Annotated in this window: 14 protein-coding genes; 6 read left to right on the top strand and 8 right to left on the bottom strand. The window is 61.0% G+C overall.

The features are described from left to right. Nucleotides 1–15 precede the first annotated feature (15 nt). The 4 genes from NVB75_RS07380 to NVB75_RS07365 all read left to right on the top strand — a co-directional run bounded on the left by NVB75_RS07380 (nt 16) and on the right by NVB75_RS07365 (nt 4304). Nucleotides 16–2391, top strand: a complete 2376-nt coding sequence (locus NVB75_RS07380) for an RND family transporter (protein ID WP_258346660.1) — start codon at nt 16–18, stop codon at nt 2389–2391. Nucleotides 2392–2509: 118 nt separating this feature from the next. Beyond that, nucleotides 2510–2806 (top strand): DUF5629 family protein, encoded by a 297-nt coding sequence (locus NVB75_RS07375; protein ID WP_258346659.1) that lies wholly within the window; start codon nt 2510–2512, stop codon nt 2804–2806. After that, a complete protein-coding gene (locus tag NVB75_RS07370) occupies nt 2793–3968 on the top strand; it encodes a lactonase family protein (protein WP_258346658.1) in 1176 nt (391 codons plus the stop codon). The genes NVB75_RS07375 and NVB75_RS07370 overlap by 14 nt, the downstream gene beginning before the upstream one ends. A gap of 156 nt (nt 3969–4124) precedes the next feature. Next, nucleotides 4125–4304, top strand: coding sequence for a hypothetical protein (locus NVB75_RS07365; RefSeq protein ID WP_003211212.1), 180 nt, complete (start codon nt 4125–4127; stop codon nt 4302–4304). A 131-nt stretch (nt 4305–4435) separates the two neighbouring features. On the opposite strand, the gene NVB75_RS07360 is transcribed toward NVB75_RS07365, so the two are convergent. The 4 genes from NVB75_RS07360 to yegQ all read right to left on the bottom strand — a co-directional run bounded on the left by NVB75_RS07360 (nt 4436) and on the right by yegQ (nt 11569). Beyond that, the gene (locus NVB75_RS07360; RefSeq protein ID WP_258346657.1) at nt 4436–5029 is read right to left on the bottom strand and encodes a glutathione S-transferase; all 594 of its coding nucleotides are present in this window, start codon (nt 5027–5029) and stop codon (nt 4436–4438) included. After that, on the bottom strand, nt 5026–8664 hold the full coding sequence (locus NVB75_RS07355; RefSeq protein WP_258346656.1) for an AAA family ATPase: 3639 nt from the start codon (nt 8662–8664) through the stop codon (nt 5026–5028). Before NVB75_RS07355 ends, NVB75_RS07360 begins: the two co-directional genes overlap by 4 nt. Continuing rightward, a complete protein-coding gene (locus NVB75_RS07350) occupies nt 8661–9902 on the bottom strand; it encodes an exonuclease SbcCD subunit D C-terminal domain-containing protein (RefSeq protein ID WP_258346655.1) in 1242 nt (413 codons plus the stop codon). The genes NVB75_RS07355 and NVB75_RS07350 overlap by 4 nt, the downstream gene beginning before the upstream one ends. 347 nt (nt 9903–10249) lie before the next feature. Further along, the gene (gene yegQ, locus NVB75_RS07345) at nt 10250–11569 is read right to left on the bottom strand and encodes a tRNA 5-hydroxyuridine modification protein YegQ (RefSeq protein WP_258346654.1); all 1320 of its coding nucleotides are present in this window, start codon (nt 11567–11569) and stop codon (nt 10250–10252) included. Between the two features lie 150 nt (nt 11570–11719). On the opposite strand from yegQ, the gene NVB75_RS07340 reads away from it, so the two are divergent. Beyond that, nucleotides 11720–12781, top strand: coding sequence for an AI-2E family transporter (locus NVB75_RS07340; RefSeq protein WP_258346653.1), 1062 nt, complete (start codon nt 11720–11722; stop codon nt 12779–12781). Here NVB75_RS07340 and NVB75_RS07335 read toward each other — a convergent pair. The 3 genes from NVB75_RS07335 to NVB75_RS07325 form a co-directional block, all read right to left on the bottom strand. Then, on the bottom strand, nt 12778–12957 hold the full coding sequence (locus NVB75_RS07335; protein WP_076016867.1) for a hypothetical protein: 180 nt from the start codon (nt 12955–12957) through the stop codon (nt 12778–12780). The genes NVB75_RS07340 and NVB75_RS07335 overlap by 4 nt on opposite strands. 100 nt (nt 12958–13057) lie before the next feature. Continuing rightward, complete coding sequence (locus NVB75_RS07330; RefSeq protein WP_003211226.1) at nt 13058–13252, bottom strand: hypothetical protein; 195 nt, start codon at nt 13250–13252, stop codon at nt 13058–13060. A gap of 234 nt (nt 13253–13486) precedes the next feature. After that, the gene (locus NVB75_RS07325) at nt 13487–13840 is read right to left on the bottom strand and encodes a hypothetical protein (protein WP_017475503.1); all 354 of its coding nucleotides are present in this window, start codon (nt 13838–13840) and stop codon (nt 13487–13489) included. Nucleotides 13841–14081: 241 nt separating this feature from the next. Between NVB75_RS07325 and NVB75_RS07320 the strand changes: the two genes are divergently transcribed. Further along, on the top strand, nt 14082–14900 hold the full coding sequence (locus tag NVB75_RS07320; RefSeq protein ID WP_258346652.1) for a shikimate 5-dehydrogenase: 819 nt from the start codon (nt 14082–14084) through the stop codon (nt 14898–14900). A 168-nt stretch (nt 14901–15068) separates the two neighbouring features. Here NVB75_RS07320 and NVB75_RS07315 read toward each other — a convergent pair whose 3' ends face one another. After that, nucleotides 15069–15716, bottom strand: coding sequence for a YceH family protein (locus NVB75_RS07315; RefSeq protein ID WP_017475501.1), 648 nt, complete (start codon nt 15714–15716; stop codon nt 15069–15071). Nucleotides 15717–15762 lie beyond the last annotated feature (46 nt).

Genomic DNA, 15762 nt, shown 5'->3' with positions numbered 1-15762 from the left:
GAAGGCGGGGACACCATGAGCAGTCATCACAACGACAAGGCCACGTTTCTCGAGCGCCTGATTTTCAACAACCGCCCGGCAGTGATCACGATCTGCCTGCTGGTGAGTATTTTCCTGTTCTGGCAGGCGACGTTGATTCGCCCGTCCACCAGCTTCGAAAAAATGATCCCCCTCAAGCACCCCTTCATCGAGAAGATGATGGAGCACCGCAACGACCTGGCGAACCTGGGCAACACGGTGCGCATCTCGGTGGAAGCCAAGGACGGCGACATCTTCACGAAGGAGTACATGGAGACCCTGCGCCAGATCAACGACGAGGTGTTCTACATCTCCGGCGTCGACCGCTCCGGGCTCAAGTCCCTGTGGAGTCCCAGCGTGCGCTGGACCGAGGTCACCGAGGAAGGTTTTGCCGGCGGTGAAGTGATCCCGCAGAGCTACAACGGCTCACCGGAAAGCCTCGATCAGTTGCGCAACAACGTGCTCAAGTCCGGGCAGGTCGGGCGGCTGGTGGCCAACGATTTCAAATCGAGCATCGTCGATATCCCACTGCTGGAGTCCTACCCGGACCCGCAAGACCAGGGCAAGCTGCTGGCCCTGGACTATCGCAAGTTCTCCCATGAACTCGAAGACAAGATCCGCGACAAGTTCGAAGCCCAGAACCCCAACGTCAAGATCCACATCGTCGGGTTTGCCAAGAAGGTCGGCGACCTGATCGACGGCCTGGTGATGGTGGTGATGTTCTTCGGTATCGCCTTCGTCATCACTCTGGTGCTGCTGCTGTGGTTTACCAACTGCCTGCGCAGTACCGTCGCGGTGTTGAGCACCACGCTGGTGGCGGTTATCTGGCAACTTGGATTGATGCATGCCCTGGGTTTTGGGCTGGATCCCTACTCGATGCTGGTGCCGTTCCTGATCTTCGCCATTGGTATTTCTCACGGTGTACAGAAGATCAACGGCATCGCTCTGCAATCCAGTGACGCCGACAACGCCCTGACCGCCGCCCGGCGGACGTTTCGCCAGTTGTTCCTGCCGGGAATGATCGCGATCCTCGCCGATGCGGTCGGCTTTATCACCCTGCTGATCATCGACATCGGCGTGATCCGCGAACTGGCCATCGGCGCCTCGGTGGGTGTAGCGGTGATCGTGTTCACCAACCTGATCCTGCTGCCGGTGGCGATCTCCTACGTCGGCATCAGCAAACGCGCCATCGAGCGCAGCAAGAAAGATGCACACCGCGAACACCCGTTCTGGCGCCTGCTGTCGAAATTCGCCAGCCCCAAAGTCGCGCCGGTATCGATTGCGTTGGCATTGGTCGCCTTCGGTGGCGGCCTCTGGTACAGCCAGAACCTGAAGATCGGCGACCTCGACCAGGGCGCGCCGGAACTGCGCCCGGACTCGCGCTACAACAAGGACAACAACTTCATCATCAACAACTACTCCACCAGCTCCGATGTGCTGGTGGTGATGGTCAAGACGCCGCCGGAAGGCTGCTCGCGTTATGAAGCCATGGCGCCCATCGACCAGTTGATGTGGAAGATGCAGAACACCGAAGGCGTGCAGTCGGCCATCTCGTTGGTGACCGTGTCCAAGCAGATGATCAAGGGCATGAACGAGGGCAACCTGAAATGGGAAACCCTGTCGCGTAACCCGGATGTGCTGAACAACTCCATCGCCCGTGCCGATGGCCTGTACAACAACAATTGCTCCCTGGCGCCGGTGCTGGTGTTCCTCAACGACCACAAGGCCGAAACCCTCGACCGCGCAGTGCATGCGGTGCAGGACTTCGCCAAGGAGAACAACAAGGAGGGCCTGGAATTCATCCTCGCCGCCGGTAACGCCGGGATCGAGGCGGCCACCAACGAGGTGATCAAGGAGTCCGAGCTGACCATCCTGATCCTGGTGTACCTGTGCGTGGCCACCATGTGCATGATCACCTTCCGCTCCTGGGCGGCGACCCTGTGCATCGTGCTGCCGCTGGTGCTGACTTCGGTGCTGGGCAACGCGCTGATGGCGTTCATGGGCATCGGCGTCAAGGTTGCGACCTTGCCAGTGGTGGCCCTGGGCGTGGGGATTGGCGTGGACTACGGCATCTACATCTACAGCCGCCTGGAGAGTTTCCTGCGGGCCGGTTTGCCGTTGCAGGAAGCCTATTACCAGACGCTCAAGTCCACCGGTAAAGCCGTGCTGTTCACCGGCCTGTGCCTGGCGATCGGCGTGGCGACGTGGATCTTCTCGGCCATCAAGTTCCAGGCCGACATGGGCCTGATGCTGACCTTCATGCTGCTGTGGAACATGTTCGGCGCGCTGTGGCTGCTGCCGGCGCTGGCACGCTTCCTGATCAAGCCCGAGAAGCTGGCGGGGCAGAAGGGCAATTCGTTGTTCGCTCACTGATTCATCGCGGTCTGCCAAAACGCCGTGGCCTGTGCCACGGCGTTTTGCATTGCGCGGGCTTAGGTCGATGCAACGATTTGACCTATCATGGGGTCTTTCCTCTTGATGATTGATGGTTATGACTGCCGACACCGCTACCTTGCTCAATGCTTTTGAAGACTGCCAGATGGTTGAAATCGACGGCATGCACACCTTCGATTTCAGCCTGGATGACCAGAAGTTACTGATCATCTGCATGGACGGTCGTGACAAGAAGCTCTGGAGATTCAGCCTGGAGCAAGTCAAGGCGGCGACCTTTGATCAAACCCTGCAAAGCTGGACCCTTACCGATGACAAGGGCGAACACCGCCTGGTCTGCATGAGCGGCGTCACCGGCAACAATAATGACGAGGATGAAGCGGATGATGATGCGTAAATTCTGGCCCCTGCTGATGGCCGGCAGCGTAGGCGCGATGTCGGTCCAGGCCGCGCCGGTGGACACCTATGAATTGCTCGTTGGCAGCTACACCGCCGGCACCAGCGAAGGTATCTACCGTTTGCAGTTCGACAGCCGTACCGGGCAGTTCAGCGGCCAGCCGGTGCTCGCCGCCAAGGCGGCCAACCCGTCGTGGCTGACCCTGTCCAAAGACCAGAAGCACCTGTTTGTGGTCAACGAAAACGGCCCAGGCCAAAAAGACCCGGTGGGGCGCGTCAGCAGCTACAGCATCGACCCGAAGAACCATCAACTGACCCTGATCAACCAGGTGCAGAGCCTGGGCAACGAGCCGACCCATTCCAGCCTGGCCAGTGACGGGCGCTACCTGTTCGTGGCCAACTATTCGGTGCTGGAAGATCCGGGCGGCAGCCTCGCGGTGTTGCCGGTAGACGCTGAAGGCAAGCTGTCGCCGCCGGTGCAGTTGAGCGGGCACCCGGCCAGCCGGGTCAACCCGGAGCGTCAGGCCTCCAATCACGTGCATTCGGTGGTGTCTTCGCCGGACGGCAAATACGTGTTTGTGCAAGACCTGGGGGCGGACAAGATCTTTGCCTACCACTACGATCCCAAGGCCAACCATGAATTGCCGCTGACCCCGGCCGATCCTGCGTTCGTGCAATTGCCACCTGGCAGTGGCCCGCGGCACTTGCTGTTCACCGCAGACGGCAAGCACGCCTGGCTGACCACCGAGATGAGCGCGCAAGTGGCGGTGTTTGACTACCACGATGGCAAGCTGACCCAGAAGCAACTGGTCAACTTTGCGGACGGCCAGCCGGTGTCCGACAAGGCCGGCGCCGCGCTGCATGCCTCAAGCGATGGCAAGTTCCTCTACGTGAGCAACCGTGGCACCGCCAACCAGATGCTGGTGCTTGCCATCGACCCGGCCACCGCGCAGTTGAAAGAGATCCAGCGCCGCTCGGTGGAAGGTGATCATCCCCGGGAGTTCACCCTGGACCCCAGCGGCAAGTTCCTGCTGATCGCCAACCAGAAGAGCAACGAGATTGTGGTCGTCGAGCGCGACCCCAAAACCGGTCTTTTGGGCAAAACCGTGCAGAAACTGGCGATTGATGCCCCCAGCGACCTCAAGTTCCTGGTGCGACAATAAGCCACAGGCCCCGCCGTGCGGGGCCTGACTGGTTGTATTAATACTATTAATAGCGGCTAGTGTTTCAATGAATTTCTAAGGCTAACCCCTCGGGCGTAAGTTTGGTTCCAAGGCCAACACAGGCCACCAAGCCAACCGAACACAAGGGTTACCGACATGAACTTCAATCTTTTCTCGATCATCGCCGCTTCCGCTGTTTCCGCCACCGTAGCGTTGCCAGCCAGCGCCAGTGTTGAAATCAGCAGCAAAAAAACCAGCACCAGCGCCTACACCCAGAAATACCTGCAACAAAGCGCCAACTTCTACGCAGCGCTGGACCACAAAATCCAGAACTGATCTTGAAGCTGATGAAGATCAAATGTGGGAGCGGGCTTGCTCGCGAAAGCGCCGGGTCAGGCTATACATGGGCTGACTGATACACCGCCTTCGCGAGCAAGCCCGCTCCCACATTTTGTTCTGCGACAGTCTCAGGGTTTTGCCATTACGGCGATGAACAGCGGCGATTCCAGGAAGCGCTGCAACCAGTTCTGCAACCGCGGATAGGGCGCCCGTCCAAACCACTCCCGATCCACATGCGCAAACTGCCGCACAAACGGCGCCAGCGCCACATCCGCCAGGCTCAAGTGCCCGGCCAGCAAATACTCGCGCTGCGCCAGCAACCCCTCCAGCTTCGACAAAAACACCTCACCCTCGGCCCGATAATGCTCCATCGGCTGCTCCGGATAGCGCTCGGCATACTTGTATCGATCCAATTGATATTTGAAGCCCTGATCATTCTCTTCAATCAGCGCCTGCGTCGCTCCATCATCCTCAAGCAACCATCCCTCAGGATCGTTTTGCGCCAGGGCCCAGCCCATGATCGCCAGGCTTTCATCGATCACCCGGCCATCCACGCTCAGCACCGGCACCGTGCCCTTGGGTGACAACGCCAGCATCTCAGCCGGCTTGGCCTTGAGGCTGACCTCGATGATCTGCACCGCCACCCCCGAATACCGCAAGGCCATCCGCGCCCGCATCGCGTACGGGCAACGGCGGAACGAATACAACACCCCTTCGCTCACTTGACCTCCAGGGTGCTCAAGCCATTGCCCTGGCGCTTGACCTGAATCTGCACCGGAATCCGCTCGTGCATTTCCTGCACATGGGAAATCACCGCCACCTTGCGGCCCTGGGCCTGCAAGCCGTCGAGGGCGTCCATTGCCAGTTGCAGCGACTCGGGATCGAGGCTGCCAAAGCCTTCGTCGATAAACAGCGACTCAATCTTCAACGTACTCGACGCCATCGACGCCAAGCCCAAGGCCAGGGCCAGGGAGACGAGGAATGTCTCGCCTCCCGACAACGAATGCACCGAGCGCAGTTCGTCGCCCATTTCCGTGTCGAGCACCAGCAGGCCGAGCATGCTCCCGCCGCGTTTGAGGCGGTAACGGCGTACCAGTTGGCGCAGTTGCACGTTGGCGTGGTGCACCAGCAGGTCGAGGTTGTAGGCCTGGGCGATCTTGCGGAAGGTATCGCCGGTGGCCGAGCCGATCAGCGCATTCAGGCGTGCCCAGCGTTGCCATTCTTCGTAGGCCTTGGCGATCTCGGCCGCCAGGGCCTGGTTGGCATCCTGGCGGCGCTGGTCGTCGGCTTGTTGGGCACGCAGTTCGGCGCAGTGTTTTTCGCCAATGATCAGCGCGGCATTGAGTTCGGCCAGGGCGCTGTCCAGTTGCTCGGCGTCGAGGTTGCCGTTGTGCAGTGCCTGGTGATCCTTGAGCCGCTGTTCGCGCTCTTGCAGCAACACCTTGGCCTGCTCGATGGCTTTTTCGCTGTGTTGCAGTTGCTGGCGTAGCTCGGCCACCTGCGGCTCATCGAAGGCCACCAAGCGGGCCAGGCCTTCGTCATCGAGTTCCGGGTGCAACGCGCGCCAGTCGCTCAGGCGCGTAGTGAGGGCCGCGTGTTCGGTTTCCAGGGACTGTTGACGTTCTTGCAGCGATTTGAGGTCGGCGGCCAGTTGGATCAACTGGTTGCGGGTGTCCTGCAACTGTTGGTTGGCCTCGGCTTCATGCTGCCGCGCCTGGTCGACGGCCAGGTCCAATTGCTGTTGCCAGTGTTCAGCGCTGGAGTTTTCGCCCAGCAGGCCGGCGAGTTTTTCCTCGGCGGCGTGTTGCAGGGCGCTCTGTTCGGCGAGCTGTTTTTGCAAGGTTTCCAACTGCTGCTGACGATGCTGCTGGCGGTCCTGTTCTTTCTCGATGGCTTGCTGGCGCTGTAGCTGCTCTGCCAGTTCTTCCTTTTGGTTATCGAGCTGTTCCAGGCGTTGGCTGACCTGCTGGTCGAGCAGCATGAAGGTCGCCGCCGGTTCGCTGCGCAGGCCATCGAGGGTCTCGGTGGGCAGCAGGCTGGCAAAGGCGTTGAGTTCTTCGTCCAGGCGTTCGCGGTCGTTGGACAGTTCCCGCTGCTGGTCTATCAGCAATTGGCGCGCCTGTTGGCTGGCGTCCTGGGCGGCTTGCAGTTGTTGCTGCATACGCCCGGCGTTCTGTTGCAGATTGAGCAGGGCACCCTGGCGTTGTTCATCCTGGGCGAGGCTTTGGCTCAGTTGGCTCAGTTGCTGGGCGAGCCAGGCATCACGCTTGGCCACGTCCTGGTTGAACAGCGAGGCGGACAGAGGATGGGCTTCAATGCTTGGCAGCAAGGCCTGCAACTGGCTGGCGAGTTGCTCCTGCTGTTGCAGGAACTCCTTCTGCTGGGCAATCAAACCGCCCACTTCGCCACGCAGGTCAGTGAGTTTTTCCTTGAGCACATCCACGGCTTGCTGCGCGTTGGCTTCTTCGCTTTCGTCGTGGCGGGTCAGGCTTTGCAGCATCGCTTCGGGCTGGTGATACGGGTGCTCAACGCTGCCGCAGACCGGGCATGGTTGGTCATCCTGAAGCTGGCCGCGCAATTCCTCGACACTGGCACTGCGGGCCAAACGCTGGCGCTCCAGCAGTTGCTTGGTGACGGTCAGGGTCTGCTCGGCGACGGCCAGCTCGGCCTTGGCTTGCAGGCCGCTCTGGTTCAACAGTTCACGTTGTTGCTGGGCGAGGGTTTGCTTTTGCGTCAGGGCCTGGCTTTGAGTGTCCAGTTGCTGATGGCTGTCCCACAGCCGCGCCAAATCTTCAAACGCGCGATGTTGCTTGCGGTTGTCCTGGAGCAGGCTGCCGAGCAACTGGATTTGTTCGGCCACTGCATGGGGTTCGGCGCCGGCTTCGTGGTACAGCAGGTCAAGGGCTTCGCGTTGCTCGGTCCACTTCTGGCCGAGGCGGGTGGCGCGCTCTTCCAGTTGGGGCAGTTCTTCAGTGCCTTTTTTAAGGCGACCGCCGATGACCATCAACTGCTGCAGACGCTCGCGCTGGTAGGTCCATGCCTCACTCAACGGCGCGAGGGCGGCGCTGCGTTCAAGTTCTGCAGCCAACCGATTCAGGCGCTCGGCGACAGTTTTTTGCTTGTCGAGCAAGCCTGTCAACGCAGCCTGACCTTCCACACAGGCGGCTTCGCCCAGCTGTTTTTCTTCGCTGCGCTTGGCCAGCTCACGGGTCAAGTGGGCGAGGGTGGTTTGCTCCTCGAAAGCCTGGCGCAGCAGCGGCACGGCATCGGCTTGTTGTTTCAGGGCGAGGGCGAGGGCGGCGTGCACCTCAGTCTGCTGCTGTTGCAGTTGGGTCTGGCGGGTGTGCAGTGCGGTTTGTTGCTCAAGGTGCTGCTGGATCTGCGCAGCGAGGGGCTGCAACTGCGTGGTCAGTTCAGCCTGGCGGGCGAAGTGATGACGTTGCGGCGCCAGTTGTTCCAGGCGGCTGAGGTCCAGGCGTTGCGGGCCCTGGCTTTCCCAGTGTTGCTGGGCCTGGTGCAGTTGCTCGACCGCGCCTTGTTGGCGCTCCTGCCATTCCCGCAGTTCCTTGAGCCAGGTGTGCTGCAGCTCAAGCTGTTTGAGTTGCGCTTGCTGGGTCTTGAGCTGCTGCTGGGCGGCAGCCAGCTGTGCGTCCAGCTCGGCGCGGGCCTCAGGGGCCAGCGGGGTGACGCCGGTGGCCTGGTCTTGCAGGTGTTTGTGGGCGTCCCGGGCGTCCTTGGCCTTATCGAAGGCGCGGCGGCCGAGTTGGGTGTAGAGCGCGGTGTCGGTGAGCTTTTCCAGCAGTTCGCTGCGCTCGTTGTCGTTGGCCTTGAGGAACGCACTGAACTCACTTTGCGCCAGCAACACGGCGCGGGTGAACTGCTCGAAGTTCAAGCCCAGGGCCAGTTCCAGCTGGGTCTTGTATTCGGTTTTCTGGCTGGCCAGCAGTTGCTCGCTGTCGAGGTCGATCAGGCTTTGGCGACTGGCTTGCAGCTTGCCGCTGGCCTTGTCCCGGGCGCGGTTGGCTTCCCAGCGAGCGCGGTAGCGACGGCCACTGACCCCGACAAAATCCACTTCGGCATAACCGCCGCCCGTGCCCCGACGTATCAGGGTGCGTGGGTCACCGATGGAAATATCGGTGTCGGCATCCGGCATCTTCGCCTGGCCGGTATCCCCCAGGCGCGGCACGGCGCCAAACAGCGCCAGGCACAACGCATCAAGCAAGGTACTTTTACCGGCACCCGTGGGCCCGGTAATCGCGAACAACCCGGCGCTGGCCAGGGGCTCGGCGGTAAAGTCGATTTCAAACGGTCCCGCCAGGGAGGCGAGGTTTTTCAGGCGAATCGCGAGGATCTTCATGGCTGTTCGCCCTCCTGTTGCACTTCCTGAAGCAGCACGGCGAAGTCCTTCAGAGTCTGTTCGTCCACTTCACTGCCGTAGCTTTCCTGCCAGGCGCGGCTGAACAATTCCTGGGGTGTGAGCTGGTCGAGCTCGATCAGGCGGTCTTCCTGATTGTCTTCGCGGCTGCCCGCGCCTGCGTATTCAGCGGCGATGCGCACCAGGCGCACGGCCTTGCCTTGCAGGGCGTTTTCCACTTGCTGGCGCAGGTCGGGTTGCGGCTCGTCGAGGCGCACCCGCACTTCCAGCCAGGGTTGGCGCTGGGTTTCGGCCAGCAGGTCGATGTCGGGCAGCTCGGCCAGTTGCTTGAGGATATCGGCCAGGGGCGCGGCTTCCAGGCGTTGCAGGTTGACCGAGCGCGGGATCAGGCGGGATTCGACGCTGACCAGGGTTTCGCCGTCCAGTTGCACGTCGAGGATCTGGTGCTGGTAGCCGATTTCCGAAAACGACAGTGGAATCGGCGAGCCACAGTAGCGAATACGCTCCTCGCCATTCACCCGCTGGGGTTTGTGCAAATGGCCGAGGGCCACGTAGCTGACGCTGGCATCAAACAGGCTGGCGGGCAGCGCTTCGGCATTGCCGATGATCAGGCTGCGCTCGGAATCTTCCGACACCGAACCGCCAGCCATGTGCGCATGGCTGATGGCAACCAGCGCCTGGCCCGGCTGGCGTTTGGCGTTGGCGGCGGCGATGAGCCACTCATGAACCTGGCCGATGCCCCGCAGGTAATCGTCCCCCAACTGCGCGCCGGTCACTTCGGCCGGGCGCAGGAACGGCAGGGCCAGGCACCAGCCGGCGATTTCACCGTCGGCGCCGGGCAATGGAATCAGCAGGCGTTCGACATCTAACTGCCCATCATCCAGCCACAGCACCCGGCCCAGGGCGTGGGTGCGCAGGCGGCGCATCAACGGCGCCGGCAGTTCGATGCGCGAGCCGGAGTCGTGGTTGCCGGCGATCATCACGATGGTCAGCGCCGGGTTTTGCTCGTGGGCGCTGATGATGAAGTCATACAGCCGCTCCTGGGCCTTGAGCGGCGGGTTGACCGTATCGAAAATATCGCCGGCGATCAGCAGCACATCCGGGCGGTGCAAGCCCAACTGGCCCAGCAGCCAGTCGAGGAAGCAGGCGTGTTCAAAGTCGCGTTCCTGGCCGTGCAGGTTTTGCCCAAGGTGCCAGTCGGAGGTGTGAAACAGACGCAAGGCGATCTCCGTAAAAAAGAGGGTGACCGCTCAAGACAGGGTGGCGGTACGCAGAGCCGCCAATTCTACTGTGCTAATGAACCTATTGCGCGTACGCCCTGCTTTTTGTGGCGAGGGAGCTTGCTGTGGTGAAGGAGACTGCTGGTGAAAGGAGCTTGCTGTGGCGAGGGAGCTTGCTCCCGCTGGGCTGCGAAGCAGCCCCAAAACAGGCAAATGCGCTTCTTCCTGGAAAACCGCATCAGCCGGATAAGGGCCGCTTCGCGCCCCAGCGGGAGCAAGCTCCCTCGCCACAGCAATCTCCTTCGCCACAGCAAGCGGTCTCACACTCATTGAGGTGTCTGGCGAAGTTAAACGTCGCGCATCAAAAGGCCGAAGCGCAGATCCATCTCCGCCGGGATCGGCAGATACACCGTATGGCCGTCGCCCGGCGCCACTTCGATAGCCTCGCCCTTGGCGTTGTGCAGCGTGGCCAGGTCAAAGTGGAAATTCCCCGCCGGGGTCATCAGTTCCAGGTGATTACCCACGGCAAACCGGTTCTTCACCTTGACCTCGGCCAGTTCGCCGCGCCGTTCACCGGTGAGCTCGCCGACGAACTGCTGACGTTCAGACACCGAGCTGCCGTTCTGATAGTTCTGGTATTCATCGTGCACGTGGCGGCGCAGGAAACCTTCGGTGTAGCCGCGCTGGGCCAGGGATTCCAGGTTGGTCATCAAGCCCCGGTCAAACTCGCGCCCGGCCACGGCATCGTCGATGGCTTGGCGATACACCTGGGTGGTGCGGGCGCAGTAGAAGTGGGATTTGGTGCGGCCTTCGATCTTCAGCGAATGCACGCCCATGCGCGTCAGCCGCTCGACGTGCTGCACCGCCCGCAGGTCCTTGGCGTTCATGATGTAGGTGCCGTGCTCGTCTTCGAAGGCGGGCATCTGCTCGTCGGGGCGGTTGGCCTCCTGCAACAGGAACACCTGGTCGGTGGGCGCGCCGAGGCCCAGGGTCGGCTCGGGTGCGTACTGCTGGACGATGTCGCCGACGGCGTTTTCCACCGCCGGCGTCGCTTGGTATTTCCAGCGGCAGGCGTTGGTGCAGGTGCCTTGGTTGGCATCGCGTTTGTTCATGTAGCCCGACAGCAGGCAGCGCCCGGAATAGGCCATGCACAGCGCGCCGTGCACAAATACTTCCAGCTCCATGGCGGGGACTTGCTGACGGATTTCCTCGATCTCTTCCAGCGACAGCTCCCGGGACAGGATGATCCGGCAGATGCCTTGGGCCTGCCAGAACTCGACGCTGGCCCAGTTCACCGTATTGGCCTGTACCGACAGGTGGATCGGCATGTGTGGGAAGTGTCGGCGCACCAGCATGATCAGGCCAGGGTCGGACATGATCAGCGCATCCGGGCCCATGGCGATCACCGGGGCGAGGTCCTTGAGGAAGGTTTTCAGCTTGGCGTTGTGGGGCGCGATATTCACCACCACGTAGAAGCGCTTGCCCTGGGCCTGGGCTTCCTGAATCCCGAGGGCGAGGTTGGCGTGGTCGAACTCGTTATTGCGCACCCGCAGGCTGTAGCGCGGTTGCCCGGCGTAGACGGCATCGGCGCCGTAGGCAAAGGCATAACGCATGTTTTTCAGGGTGCCGGCGGGGGCGAGCAGTTCGGGGGCGATAACGGGGGGCATGGGTTCAGGTCGCAAAAGGGCGGCAGGGTAGCGGTGCCTGCCGCAACGTTTATTGATCCAGATCTAAGAAGTAGGGCACTCGCAGGATTTGCAGCGGACTAAGCATCAGGGTGCACATGAGTGTCCTGCGTTTTTTGAGATGGATCGGCCATGAATCAGACCAACCTGCAATTCAAAACCCTGCTGTTACTGCTCGTCCTGGTGACCATCGCGTTTATCTGGATTCTGCTGCCGTTTTACGGTGCGGTGTTCTGGGCGGTGATCCTGGGGATCATCTTTGCGCCGATGCAACGGCGCTTCCAGCAACGATTTGGCTGGAACCGCAACTTCACTTCACTGGCAACCCTGATGGTGTGCCTGGTGATCGCGATTCTGCCGGTGATTATCACCAGTGCCTTGCTGGTGCAGGAGGGCGCCACGCTTTACAAGAACGTCGAGAGCGGCAAGCTCGACGTTGCCGGGTATATCGAGCAGTTCAAGAACTTCCTGCCGCCGTACTTCCAGCACCTGCTGGACCGCTTCGGCATGGGCAACCTGGAAGGCTTGCGGGAGAAAATCGTCAAGAGCGCGATGCAGGGCAGCCAGTTTTTTGCGACCCAGGCGTTCAGCTTTGGCCAGGGCACGTTTGATTTCCTGGTGAGCTTTTTCATCATGCTGTACTTGCTGTTCTTCCTGCTGCGCGATGGTCCCGAGCTGGTGCGCAAGGTGCGCACCGCGGTGCCGCTGGCCGAACCGCAAAAACGTCGCCTGCAACTGAAGTTCAACCGGGTGGTTCGGGCTACGGTGAAAGGCAACGTGCTGGTGGCGGTCACGCAAGGTGCGTTGGGTGGCCTGATCTTCTGGTTCCTGGACATTCCCAGCGCGTTGCTCTGGGCGGTGTTGATGGCGTTTCTGTCGCTGCTGCCAGCGGTGGGCGCGGGGATTGTGTGGGGCCCGGTGGCGGCGTATTTCCTGCTGAGCGGGGCGATCTGGCAGGGCGTGGTGCTTGGGCTGTTCGGGGTGTTTGTGATCGGTCTGGTGGACAATGTGCTGAGGCCCATCCTGGTGGGCAAGGACACCCGTATGCCGGATTACCTGATCCTTATCTCAACCTTGGGCGGCCTGTCGATCTTTGGCCTGAACGGGTTTGTCATCGGCCCGTTGATTGCTGCGTTGTTCATGTCCAGTTGGGCGCTGTTTGTCGAAACCAAACCGCGGATTCAATTGCCTTAGGCATGAAAACAATGGGCCATTCTGACCGACAGGGCCTGGGCGGCTGGCAACGAGGTGAGTGGGCCGCTGACGGGTTCGCCATCGCGTACCAGGTACCAGCAGGCGAGCAGACCCAGCTCCCGAAGAGGGGCGGGAACGGCACTGCCGATGACGGACATGATTTGAATAGTGGGCATGACGACCTCCAATAAGTTATGGAGGTGACATTACGGGGTGCAGACCTTAAGTGAAAATTAACCCGCTCGATAGTCGACATCACTGTTATCGAGCGATCAATCAGTCGACAACCTGGTCAAGCATGTGCACCACTTCCTGTTCACTGAGCAGGCCCTTGCGCACCAGGTTTTCCGTCAGCAAGGACAGGAACTTGGCGTTGCGATGGCCTTCCAGGGCCTTGAGTTCGGTCAGTACGCTGTAGACCTTGCTGGAGGTGCAGAGGCCGGCGGTGCGATGGGGGTTTTGCGTGGGCATGGTCAATCGTCCTTGTTGTTATTGACTGGACAGTGTTGATAGTGGAGGCCTTTTAAGACACAAACATGACAGCGCAGACCCGGTTCGGGCAAGCGTCTATTGAGATCAATGATGTGGGATTTGGCCACAGCCATTGTCCTTATAACGACCTTTGCGAGATTTATTCAGACCAACAGGCCAAAAAAAGGCCCCGCTTTTAGGGCGGAGCCTGTTCGTGTGTGTGTCAGTTCATGCTTACCAACCGCGACCGTAATAGCCGTGTGGAGGGCCGTAGTAGCCACGCGGTGGGCCGTAATAGACCGGTGCCGGGCGGTAATAAACCCGTTGCTGCACATACACCGGCGGTGGCGGTGCGTAGTAGACCGGCGGCGGAGCGGCATACACCGGCTGCGGCTGGACGTACACCGGCTGTTGCACATACACCGGTTGCTGCTGGCTGGCGACAATCGAGCCGCCTACCACTGCACCGACTACAGCTCCCAGTGCAAGCGGGGCACCCCAACCACCACCGTGGGCGGAGGCCTGTCCTGCTATAGCGAGTGCACCGATAAGCAAGGCGATCTTGGGGAGTTTACGAATCATGGTCATTCCTCGGTTAGCCCCTGCGCTTGTGGTCTGCAATCAATAGACTCAAGGATTGTCGCGGGGATACTTTTAAGACAGCGTATTTCTGAAAAACAGCACAGCCGATAGGTAAAGGTTGTGTAAGGTCTGTATCGGCTGGCTTACACGAGCGGCCGGGCACAGTGCGTATGATTAACCACGACCCGCCGGCGCGGGTATTCCGTCTATCCGAAATCGCCTCTGGAATGGCTTCAAGGAGTTACCGATGCAGATGAACCCCAACAAGGACACCCAGCTGTGCATGTCACTGTCGGCACGCCCCGGGAACTTTGGCCTGCGCTTTCATAACCATCTGTACGAACAGTTGGGGCTGAATTTCTATTACAAGGCCTTCAGCAGCCAGGACTTGCCGGGCGCCGTGGGTGGCATACGTGCGTTGGGCATTCGTGGGTGTGGCGTGTCGATGCCGTTCAAGGAGGCGTGCATTGCCTTGGTGGACGAGTTGGATGCTTCAGCGCAGGCCATTGCGTCGATCAACACCATCGTCAACACCAACGGCCATCTGAAGGCTTACAACACCGATTACATCGCTATTGAGCAACTGCTGAAGAAGCATGCAGTGCCCAAGGACTCGACCTTTGCCTTGCGCGGCAGTGGCGGCATGGCCAAGGCCGTGGCCAGTGCATTGCGCGATGGTGGTTACGCCAAGGGCGTGATTGTGGCGCGTAATGAAGTGGCGGGCCCGGCGCTGGCCCGGAGCCTGGGTTATGAATGGCAGGCGGAGTTGGGGGCTTTACGTCCGCAGATGCTGATCAACGTCACGCCGGTCGGCATGACGGGCGGGGCGGAAGCGGAGCAGTTGGCCTTTGAGGCCGACGCGATTGATGCGGCCGAGACGGTATTCGATGTGGTGGCGATTCCCTCGGAAACGCCACTGATCCTGCGGGGCCGCGCTCAGGGCAAACGCGTGATCACCGGTTTGGAAGTGATCGCCATCCAGGCCTTGGAGCAGTTTGTGCTGTACACCGGCGTACGGCCGACGGATGAGCAGTTTCAGGCGGCGGTGGCGTTTGCCCGAAGCTGAGCATCACCGCTGACATTTGTGGCGAGGGAGCTTGCTCCCGCTGGGTTGCGCAGCAGCCCCAAGAAAATGGGAGCGCTACGCACTCCAGCGGGAGCAAGCTCCCTCGCCACAGCAAGCTCCCTCGCCACTGCAAGCTTCCTTGCCACTAAAGCTCACTCACCACAAACATTACTCCAGCCGTGAAAGGCGCTCTTCCAGCGCCGCAATCCGCGCTTCCAGCTCTTCGATACGCTCCAGGGAAACCCCGCTTCCCGCACCACGCTCCACCGGATTGCCACGGGCCGCCAGGATCGCTTCGATATCCGCCGGGTCGCCCAGGGCATGCATGTACCGGTCTTCCCGCTGCCCCGACTGACGCGGTACCAACAACGCCAACCCTCGGGCAATCAGGCGTTCCAGTTGGTGCACAACCTGCTCGGTGTCTTCAAATTCATGCATGCGCCCGCTGCGGGTCAGCAGTTCGTTGACCGTCTGCGGCCCCCGCAGGAACAGCAAGCCACTGAGAATCACCTGGGCCGGCACCAGCTCCAGCGCCTTGTCCACCCGATGCTCCCAGCGATCGGCGCGGCTGCCCATCACCAGCCGGGTAAACCCGCGACCCTCCAGGGCCCGCAGGCTCTGGCCGACCTGGCCCTGGCTGAGGTTCATCACCGGTTCGCGGCTGGTTTTCTGGTTGCAGGCGATCACCAGCGCGTTGAGGGTCAACGGGTAGGTTTCAGGGCTGGTGGCCTGTTTCTCGATCAGGCAGCCCAGGATGCGGATTTCCGTGCTGTTCAGGCGCGGCTCTTCGGAAGTGGTGTCGTGCTCGGTGGTCATCGCGCTTTCCCTAATGCAGTGAGCCCACTAGCCTAATCCTGAAAAA

This window comes from Pseudomonas sp. CBS (genome assembly GCF_024734645.1).
In the GTDB taxonomy this organism is placed as follows: Bacteria; Pseudomonadota; Gammaproteobacteria; order Pseudomonadales; family Pseudomonadaceae; genus Aquipseudomonas.
This window is presented reverse-complemented; position numbering and strand designations above follow the sequence as displayed.